Genomic DNA, 16,031 nt, shown 5'->3' with positions numbered 1-16,031 from the left:
ATGACTGATGTAACTGTAAAATCGCTGGCTGCTGAGATTCAGACCTCCGTGGACCGCCTGGTACAGCAATTTGCTGATGCAGGGATCCCGAAGTCCGCTGATGACTCGGTGACCGCGCAAGAAAAACAAACCTTGTTAGCGCACCTGAACCGTGAACACGGCTCTACGCCTGACAAGTTAACGCTACAGCGTAAAACGCGTAGCACGTTGAACATCCCTGGTACCGGTGGCAAAAGCAAGTCGGTACAAATTGAAGTCCGCAAGACGCGCACCTTTGTAAAACGTGATCCGCAAGAGGCAGAACGCCTTGCCGCGGAAGAGCAGGCACAGCGTGAAGCGGAAGAACAAGCTCAGCGTGAGGCAGAAGCCACTGCCAAACGTGAAGCAGAATTAAAAGCTGAACGTGAGGCCGCAGAAAAAGCGAAACGCGACGCCGGTGAAAAAGCGAAGCGTGACGCTGCGGAAAAAGACAAAGTGAGCAATCAACAGACCGACGAAATGACCAAAACTGCCCAGGCTGAAAAAGCCCGCCGTGAAAATGAAGCTGCCGAGCTGAAGCGTAAAGCGGAAGAAGAAGCCCGCCGCAAGCTTGAAGAAGAAGCTCGCCGCGTCGCCGAAGAAGCGCGTCGCATGGCAGAAGAAAACGAGAAGAACGGTGTGAATACCGCTGAACCAACTGAAGATACCAGCGATTATCACGTCACCACGTCTCAGCATGCGCGTCAGGCAGAAGACGACAACGACCGCGAAGTTGAAGGTGGTCGTGGCCGTACTCGCAGTGCAAAAGCTGCGCGTCCTGCGAAAAAAGGTAACAAACACGCCGAATCAAAAGCTGACCGTGAAGAAGCGCGTGCAGCGGTTCGCGGCGGTAAAGGCGGCAAGCGTAAAGGTTCCGCTCTCCAGCAGGGCTTCCAGAAGCCTGCTCAGGCCGTTAACCGTGACGTTGTGATCGGCGAAACCATCACCGTTGGCGAACTGGCTAACAAGATGGCGGTGAAAGGCTCTCAGGTCATCAAAGCGATGATGAAACTGGGCGCAATGGCCACCATTAACCAGGTCATCGACCAGGAAACCGCACAGCTGGTTGCCGAAGAGATGGGCCACAAAGTTATCCTGCGTCGTGAAAACGAGCTGGAAGAAGCAGTAATGAGCGACCGTGATACGGGCGCAGCGGCTGAACCGCGCGCACCGGTCGTGACCATCATGGGTCACGTTGACCACGGTAAAACCTCTCTGCTTGACTACATTCGTTCTACTAAGGTTGCCTCCGGCGAAGCGGGTGGTATTACCCAGCACATCGGTGCTTACCACGTAGAAACCGAAAACGGCATGATCACCTTCCTGGATACCCCAGGCCACGCAGCGTTTACTTCAATGCGTGCTCGTGGTGCTCAGGCAACGGATATCGTTGTACTGGTTGTTGCTGCCGACGATGGCGTGATGCCACAGACCATTGAAGCTATCCAGCACGCGAAAGCGGCGCAGGTGCCTCTGGTTGTCGCAGTTAACAAAATCGATAAGCCAGAAGCCGATATGGATCGCGTGAAGAACGAACTGTCCCAGTACGGCGTTATGCCGGAAGAGTGGGGCGGTGAAGCGCAGTTCATCCCTGTATCTGCAAAAGCAGGTACCGGTATCGACGACCTGCTGAACGCTATCCTGCTTCAGGCTGAAGTTCTGGAGCTGAAAGCGGTTCGTAAAGGTATGGCGAGCGGCGCGGTAATCGAATCCTTCCTGGATAAAGGTCGTGGTCCGGTTGCAACCGTTCTGGTTCGCGAAGGTACTCTGCACAAGGGCGACATCGTTCTGTGTGGTTTCGAATACGGTCGCGTTCGTGCGATGCGTAACGAACTGGGTCAGGAAGTGCTGGAAGCGGGTCCGTCCATTCCAGTGGAAATTCTCGGCCTGTCCGGTGTTCCGGCTGCCGGTGACGAAGTCACCGTGGTACGTGACGAGAAGAAAGCGCGTGAAGTCGCTCTGTATCGTCAGGGTAAATTCCGTGAAGTGAAGCTGGCTCGTCAGCAGAAATCTAAACTCGAGAACATGTTTGCCAACATGACCGAAGGCGAAGTTCACGAAGTGAACATCGTTCTGAAAGCGGACGTTCAGGGTTCTGTGGAAGCGATCTCCGACTCCTTGCTGAAACTGTCTACCGACGAAGTGAAAGTGAAGATCATCGGTTCTGGCGTAGGTGGTATCACCGAAACCGACGCAACCCTGGCAGCAGCGTCTAACGCGATCCTGGTTGGCTTCAACGTTCGTGCTGACGCATCTGCGCGTAAAGTGATTGATGCTGAAAGCCTGGATCTGCGTTACTACTCCGTTATCTATAACCTGATTGACGAAGTGAAAGCAGCGATGAGCGGCATGCTGTCTCCTGAGCTGAAACAGCAGATCATCGGTCTGGCTGAAGTACGTGACGTGTTCAAATCACCGAAATTCGGTGCGATCGCGGGCTGTATGGTTACCGAAGGGACCATCAAGCGTCACAACCCAATCCGCGTACTGCGTGACAACGTGGTTATCTACGAAGGTGAGCTGGAATCCCTGCGCCGCTTCAAAGATGACGTTAACGAAGTCCGTAACGGCATGGAATGTGGTATCGGCGTGAAGAACTACAACGACGTTCGCGTTGGCGATATGATCGAAGTGTTCGAGATCATCGAAATTCAGCGTACCATCGCGTAATCTTCGTCAACTGAAGATTAATTAGCGTAGGCCGGGTAAGCGAAGCGCCACCCGGCAGTAATTTTAAAAAGGGGCTTAAGCCCCTTTTTTGTCTGGAGAATTTATTATGGCGAAAGAATTTGGTCGCCCACAGCGCGTCGCGCAGGAGATGCAGAAAGAGATCGCTCTCATTCTGCAACGTGAAATCAAAGATCCACGCGTGGGTATGATGACCACCGTGTCTGGCGTGGAAATGTCCCGCGACCTGGCGTACGCCAAAGTGTTTGTTACTTTCCTGAATGACCAGGATGAAGACGCCGTGAAGAACGGCATTAAAGCGTTGCAGGAAGCCTCTGGTTTCATCCGCTCTCTGCTTGGCAAAGCAATGCGCCTGCGTATCGTGCCAGAGCTGACCTTCTTCTACGACAACTCGCTGGTTGAAGGTATGCGTATGTCCAACCTGGTGACCAGCGTGGTGAAACATGACGATGAGCGTCGTGTTAACCCGGCGGACGACAGCAAGGAGGACTGATGAGTCGTCCTCGTCGTCGCGGTCGTGACGTGCATGGCGTGCTGTTGCTGGATAAACCACAGGGCGCATCCAGCAACGACGTGCTGCAAAAAGTGAAGCGTATTTATAACGCCAACCGTGCAGGGCACACTGGCGCGCTGGATCCGCTGGCAACCGGCATGCTGCCGATCTGCCTGGGGGAAGCGACAAAGTTTTCCCAGTACCTGCTGGATTCGGATAAGCGCTACCGCGTGATTGCCAAACTGGGCCAGCGCACGGATACCTCTGATGCAGATGGCCTGGTGGTGGAAGAGCGCCCGGTGACCTTCAGCGCGGAGCAACTTGATGCGGCGCTGGACAGCTTCCGTGGTGATACGCTACAGGTGCCGTCGATGTATTCGGCGCTGAAATATCAGGGCAAAAAGCTCTACGAATATGCGCGTCAGGGCATTGAGGTTCCGCGTGAAGCTCGTCCGATTACCGTGTATGAGTTGCTGTTCATTCGCCACGAAGGTGATGAACTCGAGCTGGAAGTACACTGTTCGAAAGGGACCTATATCCGCACCATCATTGATGACCTCGGTGAAAAGCTGGGCTGCGGCGCGCATGTGATTTATCTGCGTCGTCTGGCGGTCAGCAAATATCCGGTCGAACGCATGGTGACGCTTGAGCATCTGCACGCCCTGGTTGAGCAGGCGCAAGCGCAGGGCGTTGCGCCAGCCGATCTGCTGGACCCGCTGCTGATGCCAATGGACAGTCCGGCAGTGGACTTCCCGGTTGTTAATCTTCCTTTAACATCGTCCGTTTACTTTAAGAACGGAAACCCGGTTCGCACATCGGGGGCGCCGCTTGAGGGCCTGGTACGCGTGACGGAAGGTGACGAAGGGAAATTCATCGGTATGGGCGAAATGGACGGCGAAGGGCGTGTGGCGCCGCGTCGTCTGGTCGTCGACTATCCGGTCGAAGCGTGACGGTGATAACGCCTCACCTTGCGATAAGCAGGGGAGACGAGTAGAATATCGCCGCTTAACGCCTGGTAAATTGTTTAACAATCTGCGGGGCGTACATGGGATAGCTGAATTAGAGATCGGCATCCTTACATTCTTTATACTTTGGAGTTTGAAAATGTCTCTAAGCGTTGAAGCTAAAGCTAAAATCGTTTCTGAGTTTGGTCGTGGTACTAACGACAGCGGTTCTACCGAAGTTCAGGTTGCACTGCTGACTGCACAGATTAACCACCTGCAAGGTCACTTTGCAGAGCACAAAAAAGATCACCACAGCCGTCGTGGTCTGCTGCGTATGGTTTCTCAGCGTCGTAAACTGCTCGACTACCTGAAGCGTAAAGATGTTGCACGCTACACCGCGCTGATCGAGCGTCTGGGCCTGCGTCGCTAATTCTTGCGAGTTTCAGAAAAGGGGGCCTGATGGCCCCTTTTTTCAACCAGACGGCAGCAATTCAATGGAAACTATTGTATTGTTGCTATAAATGATCTTCATTGCAGAGGTTCGCGCGGCTAATGAGAGGCTTCACCCATGAGGGTGTCGGTTGTCATTAGTCGCGAGGATGCGAAGAAGGTCGGGTTAAATCGTCAGCACACCTGAGGTGTGCTTTCAAACATTTAAGAAAGGACAGAATTTTGCTGAATCCGATCGTTCGTAAATTCCAGTATGGTCAGCATACCGTCACGCTGGAAACCGGCATGATGGCGCGTCAGGCTACTGCTGCCGTTATGGTAAGCATGGATGACACCGCTGTATTCGTTACCGTAGTTGGCCAGAAAAAAGCTAAACCAGGTCAGGACTTCTTCCCACTGACCGTTAACTACCAGGAGCGTACCTACGCTGCCGGTAAAATCCCGGGTGGCTTCTTCCGTCGTGAAGGCCGTCCAAGCGAAGGCGAAACCCTGATCGCGCGTCTGATTGACCGCCCGGTTCGTCCGCTGTTCCCGGAAGGCTTCGTAAACGAAGTTCAGGTTATTGCGACCGTTGTTTCCGTTAACCCACAGGTTAACCCGGACATCGTTGCTATGATCGGCGCATCTGCGGCCCTGTCACTGTCTGGTATTCCATTCAATGGCCCAATCGGTTCCGCGCGCGTTGGCTACATCAACGACCAGTACGTACTGAACCCAACTCAGGAAGAGCTGAAAGAGAGTAAGCTGGACCTGGTTGTTGCCGGTACTGAAGCAGCGGTTCTGATGGTTGAATCCGAAGCTGAACTGCTGAGCGAAGATCAGATGCTGGGCGCTGTGGTATTTGGCCACGAGCAGCAGCAGATCGTTATTCAGAACATCAACGACCTGGTGAAAGAAGCCGGTAAACCACGTTGGGACTGGCAGCCAGAAGCGGTGAACGAGGCGCTGAACGCACGCGTTGCTGCACTGGCAGAATCTCGTCTGAGCGACGCATACCGCATCACCGACAAACAGGAGCGCTATGCTCAGGTTGATGTGATCAAATCTGAAGTGACCGCGACCCTGGTTGCCGAAGACGAAACGCTGGACGCTAACGAGATTGGCGAAATCCTGCACGCCATCGAGAAAAACGTTGTTCGTAGCCGCGTCCTGGCAGGCGAGCCGCGTATCGATGGCCGTGAAAAAGACATGATCCGTGGTCTGGACGTGCGTACTGGCGTACTGCCACGTACTCACGGTTCTGCGCTGTTCACCCGTGGTGAAACGCAGGCGCTGGTAACCGCGACCCTGGGTACCGCACGTGACGCACAGATCATCGACGAACTGATGGGCGAGCGTACTGACAGCTTCCTGTTCCACTACAACTTCCCTCCGTACTCTGTGGGCGAAACCGGTATGGTTGGCTCACCGAAGCGTCGTGAAATTGGTCACGGTCGTCTGGCGAAGCGCGGCGTGCTGGCAGTGATGCCAGAAGCAGACAAATTCCCGTACACCGTACGTGTGGTGTCTGAAATCACCGAATCCAACGGTTCCTCTTCTATGGCTTCCGTGTGTGGTGCCTCTCTGGCGCTGATGGATGCAGGCGTGCCAATTAAAGCCGCCGTTGCGGGTATCGCAATGGGTCTGGTGAAAGAGGGCGACAACTACGTTGTTCTGTCTGACATTCTGGGCGACGAAGACCACCTGGGCGATATGGACTTCAAAGTAGCGGGTTCCCGTGACGGTATCTCTGCCTTGCAGATGGATATCAAAATTGAAGGTATCACCAAAGAGATCATGCAGGTTGCTCTGAACCAGGCTAAAGGTGCGCGTCTGCACATCCTGGGCGTGATGGAACAGGCGATTAATGCGCCGCGTGGCGACATTTCTCAGTTCGCTCCACGTATCCACACCATCAAGATCAATCCAGACAAGATCAAAGATGTTATCGGTAAGGGCGGTTCTGTTATCCGTGCACTGACCGAAGAAACGGGCACCACCATCGAAATCGAAGATGACGGTACTGTGAAGATCGCAGCAACCGACGGCGAGAAAGCGAAATACGCTATCCGTCGTATCGAAGAGATCACGGCAGAAATCGAAGTGGGCCGTATCTACAATGGTAAAGTGACCCGTATCGTTGACTTTGGCGCATTCGTTGCCATCGGTGGCGGTAAAGAAGGTCTGGTACACATCTCTCAGATCGCTGACAAGCGCGTTGAGAAAGTGACCGATTACCTGCAAATGGGTCAGGAAGTACCGGTGAAAGTTCTGGAAGTTGACCGCCAGGGCCGTATCCGTCTGAGCATTAAAGAAGCAACCGAGCAGTCTCAGCCTGCTGCGGCGCCGGAAGCTCCGGCTGCTGAACAGCAAGGCGAGTAAGGTTGCCATTTGCCCTCCGCGCAGGCGGAGGGCTTATTATCAGGCAGGACGCCTTGTTAAGCCGCCGGGGGACAGGACGTTCATCCAATAGTTGTCTTCGGGAGTGGGAAATGAAGCCTTTTTTGCGCTGGTGTTTCGTTGCGACAGCTTTAACGCTGGCAGGATGCAGCAACTCTGCCTGGCGTAAGAGCGAAGTCCTCGCAGTGCCATTGCAACCGACTTTGCAGCAGGAAGTCATTCTGGCACGCATGGAACAAATACTTGCCAGTCGGGCTTTAACCGATGACGAACGCGCACAGCTTTTATATGAGCGCGGAGTGTTGTATGATAGTCTCGGTCTGAGGGCACTGGCGCGAAATGATTTTTCACAAGCGCTGGCGATTCGACCTGATATGCCTGAAGTATTCAATTACTTAGGCATTTATTTAACGCAGGCAGGCAATTTTGATGCTGCCTATGAAGCGTTTGATTCTGTACTTGAGCTTGATCCAACTTACAACTACGCGCACTTGAATCGCGGTATCGCATTGTATTACGGCGGTCGTGATAAGTTAGCGCAAGATGATCTGCTGGCGTTTTATCAAGACGATCCTAATGATCCTTTCCGCAGCCTGTGGCTTTACATCGTTGAGCAGAAGCTCGATGAGAAGCAGGCCAAAGAAGCACTGAAACAGCGCTTCGATAAATCGGACAAGGAACAGTGGGGATGGAACATTGTCGAGTTCTACCTGGGCAACATTAGCGAAGCAACGCTGATGGAACGCCTCAAGGCGGACGCAACGGATAACACCTCGCTCGCTGAGCATCTCAGTGAAACCAACTTCTATTTAGGTAAGTACTACCTAAGTCTGGGGGATATGGACAGCGCTACGGCACTGTTCAAATTAGCGGTTGCTAACAACGTACATAACTTCGTTGAGCACCGTTATGCATTGTTGGAATTATCGCTCTTGGGCCAGGAGCAAGACGACCTGGCAGAATCGGACCAGCAATAGCTGACGACATAAACATCAGCCCGTAATCTTTTGATTGCCATCACCTTCACTGGTGAGGGCGTTGTTGTTCGTCAATACACCTAATTTGAGCCGGTTCACACTTTTCAATGAAAATTGCTAATCATTTTCACGATGAGCTAAGTAGACTGGCCGCCATTAATATCGAGGCACTTGTACTACATGGCTGAATTCGAAACCACTTTTGCAGATCTGGGCCTGAAGGCTCCTATCCTTGAAGCCCTTAACGATCTGGGTTACGAAAAACCATCTCCGATCCAGGCTGAGTGTATCCCACACCTGCTTTCTGGTCGTGACGTGCTGGGCATGGCCCAGACTGGTAGCGGTAAAACCGCAGCATTCTCGCTGCCGCTGCTGAACAACATTGATCCGGACCTGCGCGCGCCGCAGATCCTCGTCCTGGCTCCAACCCGTGAACTGGCTGTTCAGGTTGCTGAAGCCATGACGGAATTCTCTAAACATATGCGCGGCGTAAACGTGGTAGCCCTGTACGGCGGCCAGCGTTATGACGTGCAGTTACGCGCCCTGCGCCAGGGTCCACAGATTGTTGTCGGTACGCCGGGCCGTCTGCTGGATCACCTGAAGCGCGGTACCCTGGACCTCTCTAAACTGAGCGGTCTGGTACTGGACGAAGCCGATGAAATGCTGCGTATGGGCTTCATCGAAGACGTAGAAACCATCATGGCGCAGATCCCGGAAGGTCATCAGACCGCTCTGTTCTCTGCAACTATGCCAGAAGCGATCCGTCGCATTACCCGCCGCTTCATGAAAGAGCCGCAGGAAGTGCGTATTCAGTCCAGCGTGACCACTCGCCCGGACATCAGCCAGAGCTACTGGTCTGTATACGGCATGCGCAAAAACGAAGCGCTGGTGCGTTTCCTGGAAGCGGAAGATTTTGATGCGGCGATTATTTTCGTTCGTACCAAAAACGCGACCCTGGAAGTGGCTGAAGCCCTGGAGCGTAGCGGTTACAACAGCGCAGCGCTGAACGGCGACATGAACCAGGCCCTGCGTGAGCAGACTCTGGAGCGTCTGAAAGACGGTCGTCTGGATATCCTGATTGCAACCGACGTGGCAGCACGTGGCCTGGACGTTGAGCGTATCAGCTTGGTTGTAAACTACGATATCCCAATGGACTCCGAGTCTTACGTTCACCGTATCGGCCGTACCGGTCGTGCGGGTCGTGCAGGCCGTGCGCTGTTGTTCGTTGAGAACCGCGAGCGTCGTCTGCTGCGTAACATTGAACGCACCATGAAGCTGACCATTCCAGAAGCCGAGCTGCCAAACGCAGAACTGCTGGGCAAACGCCGTCTGGAAAAATTCGCCGCGAAAGTACAGCAGCAGCTGGAAAGCAGCGATCTGGATCAGTACCGTGCGCTGCTGTCCCAGATCCAGCCTGTCGCTGAAGGCGAAGAGCTGGACATGGAAACCCTGGCCGCAGCACTGCTGAAAATGGCGCAGGGCGAACGTAGCCTGATCGTGCCACCTGATGCGCCGATGCGTCCTAAGCGTGAGTTCCGTGACCGTGACGATCGTTTCGAACGTCGTGGCGACCGTAACGACCGTGGTCCACGCGGTGACCGTCCAGAGCGTGGTGGTGAAGACCGTCCACGTCGCGAGCGTCGTGACGCTGGCGAAATGGAACTGTATCGCATTGAAGTGGGCCGTGATGATGGTGTTGAAGTTCGTCACATCGTTGGCGCGATCGCTAACGAAGGCGACATCAGCAGCCGTTACATCGGTAACATCAAGCTGTTCGGTTCCCACTCCACCATCGAGCTGCCAAAAGGCATGCCGGGCGAAGTACTGCAACACTTTACTCGCACCCGCATCCTGAACAAGCCGATGAACATGCAGCTGCTGGGCGATGCACAGCCACGTCCTGACCGTGGCGGCGAACGTCGTGGCGGTGGTCGCGGTTTCGGTGGCGAGCGTCGTGAAGGCGGTCGCAGCGAAGGTCGCGGTGGTGAAGGCCGTCGTTTCTCCGGTGAGCGCCGCGAAAACCGTGGTCCACGCCGTGAAGAAGGCGCCAGCCGTCGTCGTTTCGGTGACGCGTAAGCCTTTCGCTTCTGACGTAAAGTAAAATATACAGCCCCGATAGTTGCTATCGGGGCTTTTTTTATTCCTTTTGTACTCTTGTACTGGTACAGTGCAACACACTAAAATGCAGAACCACATTTTTCACTGGAGATAAGGCCGCATGGCAACACTAACCACCACCCAAACGTCACCTTCGCTGCTTGGCGGCGTGGTGATCATCGGCGGAACCATCATTGGTGCCGGGATGTTTTCCCTGCCTGTGGTCATGTCCGGTGCGTGGTTCTTCTGGTCGCTGGCGGCGCTGGTTTTCACCTGGTTCTGCATGCTCCATTCCGGGCTGATGATCCTTGAAGCAAACCTGAACTACCGCATTGGCTCCAGCTTCGACACGATCACCCGGGATCTGTTGGGCAAGGGCTGGAACCTGGTGAACGGGCTGTCCATCGCGTTTGTTCTCTATATCCTGACCTACGCGTACATTTCAGCGAGCGGGTCGATTCTGCATCACACCTTCTCAGAGATGTCGCTGAACGTTCCGGCGCGTCTGGCGGGTCTCTGCTTCGCGCTGGGCGTGGCGTTTATCGTCTGGATGAGCACCAAAGCGGTCAGCCGCATGACAGCAATCGTGCTGGGCGCAAAGGTCATCACCTTCTTTCTGACCTTCGGCAGCCTGCTGGGGCACGTCACGCCGGCCACGCTGTTTAACGATGCGGAAGTGAACACCTCCTACACGCCGTACCTGCTGATGACGCTGCCATTCTGTCTGGCGTCGTTCGGCTACCACGGCAACGTACCGAGCCTGATGAAATACTACGGCAAGGATCCGCGCACCATCGTGAAATGCCTGGTTTACGGCACGCTGCTGGCGCTAGGGCTGTATGTGATCTGGCTGCTGGGGACGATGGGTAACATCCCGCGTCCGGAATTTATCGGCATTGCGCAGAAGGGCGGTAACATTGATGTGCTGGTACAGGCGCTGAGCGGCGTGCTGAACAGCCGCAGCCTGGATCTGCTTCTGGTGGTCTTCTCTAACTTTGCGGTGGCGAGCTCATTCCTCGGCGTGACGCTGGGCCTGTTTGACTACCTGGCGGATCTGTTTGGTTTTGATGACTCTGCGATGGGGCGCTTCAAAACGGCGCTGTTGACCTTCCTGCCACCGATTGTGGGCGGCCTGCTGTGGCCGAACGGTTTCCTGTACGCCATCGGCTATGCGGGACTGGCGGCCACCATCTGGGCGGCGATTGTACCGGCGCTGCTGGCGCGCAAATCACGTAAGCGCTTCGGCAGCCCGAAATTCCGCGTCTGGGGCGGAAAACCGATGATTGCGCTGATTCTGGTATTTGGTATCGGCAATGCGGTGGTGCACGTGCTGTCGAGTTTTAATCTGTTGCCGGTATATCAGTAAGTTTTTGTGCCGGATGGCGGCTACGCCTTATCCGGCCTACGCGATCCCGTAGGCCCGGTAAGCGAAGCGCCACCGGGCAAAGCAAAAAACTACCCCACCAACTCCTCTTTCACCTGCATCGCCAAATCAAACGAATGCAGACGCGCCTGGTGATCGAAAATCTGGCCGTTAACCATAATCTCATCCGCCTGGGTTTCACGCAGCACCGCCTCCAGCCCGTGACGCACTTTCGCCTTATCACCCACCAGCGACATACTCAGAGCCTGCTGCACGCCATACTGCTCGGAGGCCGACCACAGCTGATGCATATTCTCTACCGGCGGCGGCAACTGGCCCGTCTCGCCGCGACGCAGCTTCACAAATGCCTGCTGCATAGAGGTAAACAGGAATTCCGCGTCGCGGTTGCTGTCGGCGGCAATGATATTGATACACACCATCGCATACGGCTTCTCCAGACGTTCAGACGGTTTGAAGTGCGTACGATAAAGATGCAGCGCCTGATGCAGCATATCCGGCGCGAAGTGGGAAGCGAACGCGAACGGCAGCCCCAGCTGAGCGGCGAGCTGTGCGCTGTACAGGCTTGAGCCTAACAGCCATACCGGGATCTTTTCCCCGTACCCCGGCACAGGACGCACGTGCGGGTTCGGATCCCGCGCGTCAAACCAGTCCACCAGCTCGGCCACATCGCGCGGGAAGTTATCGATATCGCCGCTCATATGGCGACGCAGGGCGCGCATGGTCGGCTGGTCGCTGCCCGGCGCGCGGCCAAGCCCTAGATCAATACGGCCCGGATAAAGGGTATTCAGCGTCCCGAACTGCTCGGCAATCACCAGCGGGGCGTGGTTCGGCAGCATCACACCGCCGGAGCCCAGGTGCAGAGTGGTGGTATTCGCCGCCAGATAGCCAATCAGCACCGAGGTGGCGGCGCTGGCGATGCCCACCATATTGTGGTGCTCCGCCAGCCAGTAGCGGTGATAGCCGCGCTTTTCGGCAAGCTGAGCAAGATCGAGAGAGTGCGTGAAGGCTTCTCTGGCCGAGGAGCCTTGTGGAATCGGCGCCAGATCCAGCACCGAAAACGGAATGGTTTTGTCAGTCATAACAGCTCACTTTGTCGACGGTCAATCTTTAATACTGCATTAAAAAATGATAACCGTTGTTAACAAAGTGAGCCTTTTTTACGCCTGCAATTCCAGCCCGGCGAGACGTCGCCAGTAACCGTTGCAGTCGCTGTTTGCGGTCAACGGTAGCGGCGAGGCGCCGTTTTCATTGGCGCGGAAGGCGTCCAGCATGGCGAAAACACCGGTATCAAGCGGCGAAAGCCGCACCATATCCACCAGCCCGTGCATTGACGCCAGTTCGTTGCCGAGGTTATAGACGTAACCGCTCATGGTCTGAATGCCGTTGAGAACAAACACCTGCTGATTCTCCTGCGACAGCATGCTGCGGCCGTTCGGGTACTTAATGCAGCAGGTTTCGCACTCGTCTTTCGGACGGTCTTCCGAGCGTGCGGTAAAGCAGCGGGCAGAGTAGGCCAGCGGCAGATGGCCGTAGCTCAGAACCTCCACTTCAAACTTGTTGCGAATGCCCAGCTCTTCGCACTGTGTGAGCAGGTTGGCCAGCCAGTCGCGGGAGAGCTCTACTGGCATGCACCAGCGGGTCATCCCCTGTTTGAGCAACAGGCGCAGGGTCACCGCGTTATAGCAGTTCAGCGCATGTCCGGCGACAAACGGCAGCTTACGCTCGGCGCACAGGTTTACCACGCCCAGGTCGCTCGCCTCCAGCAGGAACTCACCGTTTTCGACGTAGCGCTTCAGTTCGCCCAGTTCAGAGGACGCCTGCACCAGCGCCAGCGTCGAGAGCACCACCTGCTTGCCGCTGCCGGCCAGGTTTTTCGCCATATCCAGCCAGTCGCCCACTTTGGTGGCGCGGCGCTTGCTGCACACCGCTTCGCCGAGGTAAATCACATCGGCGCTGCTGTTAGCCGCCTGCTGGTAAAAATCTTCCAGCGTCTCTTTTGGCCAGTAGTAAAGCACCGGCCCTAATGAATATTTCATGATTATCTCACTGCCATTTACGGTGGTACGCGCCGAGCGTAGTTTGGGTGCCTTCGGACATCGCGCCGAGCGTCTCCATCCAGGCCGCTTGTGGAGCATAGTTTTGCGGGTCCGCCATGCAGCGGTCGATGGCCTGACGCCACACCTTCGCCACCTGGCTCACGTAGGCCGGGCTGCGCTGGCGGCCTTCGATTTTCACCGAGGCAATATTGGCGGCCAGCAGTTCCGGCAGCAATTCCAGCGTGTTGAGGCTGGTGGGCTCCTCCAGCGCGTGGTAGCGCTCGCCGTCCACCAGATAGCGGCCCTTACACAGTGTCGGATAGCCCGCGTTTTCACCGTCCTGATAGCGGTCAATCAGCACGTCATTCAGGCGTGACTCTAGTCCCTGCGGCGTTTGCTGCCAGCGAACGAAGCGGGCAGGCGAGCAGGCGCCGACGGTATTTGGCGATTCCCCGGTGAGATAGGAAGAAAGATAGCAGCGGCCTTCGGCCATGATGCACAGGCTGCCGAAGGCAAAAACCTCCAGCGGCACTGGCGTGACGCGCGCCAGTTGCTTAACCTGATGAATAGAGAGCACGCGCGGCAGCACCACGCGGGCTACGTCAAAGTGTCGATGATAAAAACGCACGGCCTCTTCATTGGTGGCCGATGCCTGAACAGAGACGTGGCGCTCAATATGCGGATAACGTTCTGCCGCATACTCAAGCATGGCGAGGTCGGCCAGGATCAGCGCATCGGCGCCCAGCTGGGCCGCCATATCCACGGCGCGCTGCCAGCGGGCATAGCCATCAGGATGGGCAAAGGTATTGATGGCGATGTGCAGTTTGCGCCGGTGCTGGTGAACGAAGTTAACGGCTTCCTGAAGCTTTTTCTCCGTAAAGTTAAGACCCGCAAAATGGCGGGCGTTGGTATCATCTTTCAGCCCGATATAGACCGCATCGGCCCCATTTTCGATGGCCGCCTTAAGCGCCGGAAGGTTTCCGGCAGGGCAGAGCAGCTCCATAATTTATCCCGATGTTGTCGATCGCAGGGATCGTAAAAAATGTTAACGAGCTGGGATTTTAATTAACCCATACGCGACAATTTTTGATTTAAGGCAGCTAATGGCGTATTGATGGCACCAATAATGAGGTATACCGGACAACGGTTTGTTGATTTACGCCGCTATCTTCTTGTCGGGATATGGCAAAATAGCAGGACTATAGCTATCAGGGAGTAAAGCTCGTGCTGGATAAACTGCGTTCACGTCTCGTACAATTTGGTCCATCAATGCTGAGCGTGCCGGTAAAACTGGCGCCGTTCGCGCTTAAACGCCAGGTGCTGGAACAGGTACTGAGCTGGCAGTTCCGCCAGGCGCTACAGGACGGTGAGCTGGAGTTTCTGGAAGGCCGCTGGTTAAAGATTGAAGTGCGCGATATCGGGTTGCGCTGGTTTACTTCCGTTGAGAACGATCGGCTGATCGTCCGTGAAACCGCCGAGGCGGATGTCAGCTTTAGCGCGGATGCCAGCGATCTGCTGATGATCGCCGCGCGCAAACAGGATCCGGACACCCTCTTCTTCCAGCGTCGTCTGGTGATTGAAGGCGACACGGAGCTCGGTCTGTACGTCAAAAATTTAATGGATGCCATTGAGCTGGAGCAGATGCCGAAAGCGCTGCGTATGATGTTGATGCAAATGGCAGATTTCGTTGAGGCCGGGCTAAAAACCCCGCCGGACAGTAAACACACTTCAGTAGGTGAGCCATGCTGATTCGAGTCGAAATTGGGATTGATGCGCCGGGTATCGATGCGTTGTTACGCCGCTCTTTTGCAGGCGACGCCGAAGCCCAACTGGTTCACGATCTTCGCGAAGATGGCCTGATTACGCTGGGCCTGGTTGCCACCGACGATGAAGGGCAGGTGGTCGGCTACGTGGCCTTCAGCCCGGTGATTGTGCAGGGTGAAGAGTTACAGTGGGTCGGCATGGCGCCGCTGGCTGTGGATGAAAACTACCGTGGCCAGGGCCTGGCGCGCCAGCTGGTCTATGAAGGGCTGGATTCACTGAATGAATTTGGCTATGCCGCTGTCGTCGTTCTGGGCGATCCGGCGTTCTACGAACGTTTAGGTTTTAAGCCAGCGTCCAGATACGATCTGCGCTGCCACTGGCCGGGCACGGAAACGTCTTTCCTGGTGCATCCTCTGGCGGATGATGCGCTCGACGGCGTTACCGGTCTGGTGGAGTACCACGATCATTTCAATCGTTTTTAAGCAGGCTTTCGCGTAGCGCCTCGAAAGAGCCATCCCCGTTGACGAGACGCTCTTTCTGGCGCTTCGTCAGCTGCTTGATGCGGTATTCCAGCCTGAGCGCCAGGGATCTGTCGCCCACGGCGGCTGAAAACGCTAACTGAAGTTCACCTTTCCCCCGCAGTGCTTTCGCCCCTTTCCCCGTTTGATGTTGTAAAAAACGCCGTGCCACATCGGTAGTGATCCCGGTGTAGAGTGCGTTATCAGCGGTTCGGACAAGATAGAGAAACCAGCACACGGTAAACAGATTCAGTATGTTAAGGTGAACGCACCATAGCATGAG

Annotated in this window: 15 protein-coding genes; 11 read left to right on the top strand and 4 right to left on the bottom strand. The window is 55.4% G+C overall.

What is annotated here, in order from left to right; translation table 11 throughout:
• The 9 genes from infB (at position 1) to mtr (ending at position 11,412) form a co-directional block, all read left to right on the top strand.
• Positions 1–2,688 (top strand): translation initiation factor IF-2, encoded by a 2,688-nt coding sequence (gene infB / locus IMQ56_RS21275; RefSeq protein WP_006812117.1) that lies wholly within the window; start codon positions 1–3, stop codon positions 2,686–2,688.
• A gap of 106 nt (positions 2,689–2,794) precedes the next feature.
• Entirely contained in the window at positions 2,795–3,199 is a 405-nt protein-coding gene (rbfA, locus tag IMQ56_RS21270; RefSeq protein ID WP_003861793.1) for a 30S ribosome-binding factor RbfA, read from the top strand.
• Positions 3,199–4,149, top strand: a complete 951-nt coding sequence (truB, locus tag IMQ56_RS21265; RefSeq protein ID WP_126766148.1) for a tRNA pseudouridine(55) synthase TruB — start codon at positions 3,199–3,201, stop codon at positions 4,147–4,149. The genes rbfA and truB overlap by 1 nt, the downstream gene beginning before the upstream one ends.
• A gap of 154 nt (positions 4,150–4,303) precedes the next feature.
• The gene (rpsO, locus tag IMQ56_RS21260) at positions 4,304–4,573 is read left to right on the top strand and encodes a 30S ribosomal protein S15 (protein ID WP_003861789.1); all 270 of its coding nucleotides are present in this window, start codon (positions 4,304–4,306) and stop codon (positions 4,571–4,573) included.
• Positions 4,574–4,815: 242 nt separating this feature from the next.
• Positions 4,816–6,954: a polyribonucleotide nucleotidyltransferase gene (pnp, locus tag IMQ56_RS21255; RefSeq protein WP_017693919.1), complete on the top strand. Its 2,139-nt coding sequence runs from the start codon at positions 4,816–4,818 to the stop codon at positions 6,952–6,954.
• A 110-nt stretch (positions 6,955–7,064) separates the two neighbouring features.
• Positions 7,065–7,949 carry a lipoprotein NlpI gene (gene nlpI / locus IMQ56_RS21250; protein WP_017693920.1) on the top strand — a complete coding sequence of 295 codons (885 nt, stop codon included), beginning with the start codon at positions 7,065–7,067 and terminating at the stop codon, positions 7,947–7,949.
• Positions 7,950–8,056: 107 nt separating this feature from the next.
• Positions 8,057–8,137, top strand: a complete 81-nt coding sequence (yrbN, locus tag IMQ56_RS21245; protein WP_097397692.1) for a protein YrbN — start codon at positions 8,057–8,059, stop codon at positions 8,135–8,137.
• Entirely contained in the window at positions 8,130–10,025 is a 1,896-nt protein-coding gene (locus IMQ56_RS21240) for a DEAD/DEAH family ATP-dependent RNA helicase (RefSeq protein WP_003861780.1), read from the top strand. Before yrbN ends, IMQ56_RS21240 begins: the two co-directional genes overlap by 8 nt.
• A gap of 142 nt (positions 10,026–10,167) precedes the next feature.
• The gene (gene mtr / locus IMQ56_RS21235) at positions 10,168–11,412 is read left to right on the top strand and encodes a tryptophan permease (RefSeq protein WP_032655224.1); all 1,245 of its coding nucleotides are present in this window, start codon (positions 10,168–10,170) and stop codon (positions 11,410–11,412) included.
• A gap of 89 nt (positions 11,413–11,501) precedes the next feature.
• Here the strand turns inward: mtr and IMQ56_RS21230 are convergent, their stop codons facing one another.
• From IMQ56_RS21230 to IMQ56_RS21220, 3 genes are all read right to left on the bottom strand, one after another.
• Positions 11,502–12,509, bottom strand: a complete 1,008-nt coding sequence (locus tag IMQ56_RS21230; protein WP_006812112.1) for an LLM class flavin-dependent oxidoreductase — start codon at positions 12,507–12,509, stop codon at positions 11,502–11,504.
• 78 nt (positions 12,510–12,587) lie between these two features.
• A complete protein-coding gene (locus tag IMQ56_RS21225) occupies positions 12,588–13,466 on the bottom strand; it encodes a U32 family peptidase (RefSeq protein WP_023295495.1) in 879 nt (292 codons plus the stop codon).
• Positions 13,467–13,473: 7 nt separating this feature from the next.
• Positions 13,474–14,469 carry a peptidase U32 family protein gene (locus tag IMQ56_RS21220; RefSeq protein WP_003861773.1) on the bottom strand — a complete coding sequence of 332 codons (996 nt, stop codon included), beginning with the start codon at positions 14,467–14,469 and terminating at the stop codon, positions 13,474–13,476.
• 221 nt (positions 14,470–14,690) lie between these two features.
• On the opposite strand from IMQ56_RS21220, the gene IMQ56_RS21215 reads away from it, so the two are divergent.
• Positions 14,691–15,215, top strand: a complete 525-nt coding sequence (locus tag IMQ56_RS21215) for an SCP2 domain-containing protein (protein ID WP_003861771.1) — start codon at positions 14,691–14,693, stop codon at positions 15,213–15,215.
• The gene (locus tag IMQ56_RS21210) at positions 15,209–15,712 is read left to right on the top strand and encodes an N-acetyltransferase (RefSeq protein ID WP_015571968.1); all 504 of its coding nucleotides are present in this window, start codon (positions 15,209–15,211) and stop codon (positions 15,710–15,712) included. The genes IMQ56_RS21215 and IMQ56_RS21210 overlap by 7 nt, the downstream gene beginning before the upstream one ends.
• Here the strand turns inward: IMQ56_RS21210 and IMQ56_RS21205 are convergent.
• Positions 15,699–16,028 (bottom strand): GIY-YIG nuclease family protein, encoded by a 330-nt coding sequence (locus IMQ56_RS21205; protein WP_003861768.1) that lies wholly within the window; start codon positions 16,026–16,028, stop codon positions 15,699–15,701. The two genes, IMQ56_RS21210 and IMQ56_RS21205, sit on opposite strands and share 14 nt — an antisense overlap.
• Positions 16,029–16,031: the final 3 nt, after the last annotated feature.

Source organism: Enterobacter sp. Res13-Sevr-PEC09-46, from assembly GCF_015672585.1.
Classification (GTDB): Bacteria; Pseudomonadota; Gammaproteobacteria; order Enterobacterales; family Enterobacteriaceae; genus Enterobacter; species Enterobacter hormaechei_C.
The sequence above is the reverse complement of the archived record's forward strand: the minus strand, read 5'-3'. Positions and strand labels throughout refer to the sequence as shown.

Coding starts and splice junctions, on each gene's coding strand:
- infB (WP_006812117.1), top strand. CDS start 1: ATGACTGATGTAACTGTAAAATCGCTGGCTGCTGAGATTCAGACCTCC.
- rbfA (WP_003861793.1), top strand. CDS start 2,795: ATGGCGAAAGAATTTGGTCGCCCACAGCGCGTCGCGCAGGAGATGCAG.
- truB (WP_126766148.1), top strand. CDS start 3,199: ATGAGTCGTCCTCGTCGTCGCGGTCGTGACGTGCATGGCGTGCTGTTG.
- rpsO (WP_003861789.1), top strand. CDS start 4,304: ATGTCTCTAAGCGTTGAAGCTAAAGCTAAAATCGTTTCTGAGTTTGGT.
- nlpI (WP_017693920.1), top strand. CDS start 7,065: ATGAAGCCTTTTTTGCGCTGGTGTTTCGTTGCGACAGCTTTAACGCTG.
- yrbN (WP_097397692.1), top strand. CDS start 8,057: ATGAAAATTGCTAATCATTTTCACGATGAGCTAAGTAGACTGGCCGCC.
- IMQ56_RS21240 (WP_003861780.1), top strand. CDS start 8,130: ATGGCTGAATTCGAAACCACTTTTGCAGATCTGGGCCTGAAGGCTCCT.
- mtr (WP_032655224.1), top strand. CDS start 10,168: ATGGCAACACTAACCACCACCCAAACGTCACCTTCGCTGCTTGGCGGC.
- IMQ56_RS21230 (WP_006812112.1), bottom strand. CDS start 12,509: ATGACTGACAAAACCATTCCGTTTTCGGTGCTGGATCTGGCGCCGATT.
- IMQ56_RS21225 (WP_023295495.1), bottom strand. CDS start 13,466: ATGAAATATTCATTAGGGCCGGTGCTTTACTACTGGCCAAAAGAGACG.
- IMQ56_RS21220 (WP_003861773.1), bottom strand. CDS start 14,469: ATGGAGCTGCTCTGCCCTGCCGGAAACCTTCCGGCGCTTAAGGCGGCC.
- IMQ56_RS21210 (WP_015571968.1), top strand. CDS start 15,209: ATGCTGATTCGAGTCGAAATTGGGATTGATGCGCCGGGTATCGATGCG.
- IMQ56_RS21205 (WP_003861768.1), bottom strand. CDS start 16,028: ATGCTATGGTGCGTTCACCTTAACATACTGAATCTGTTTACCGTGTGC.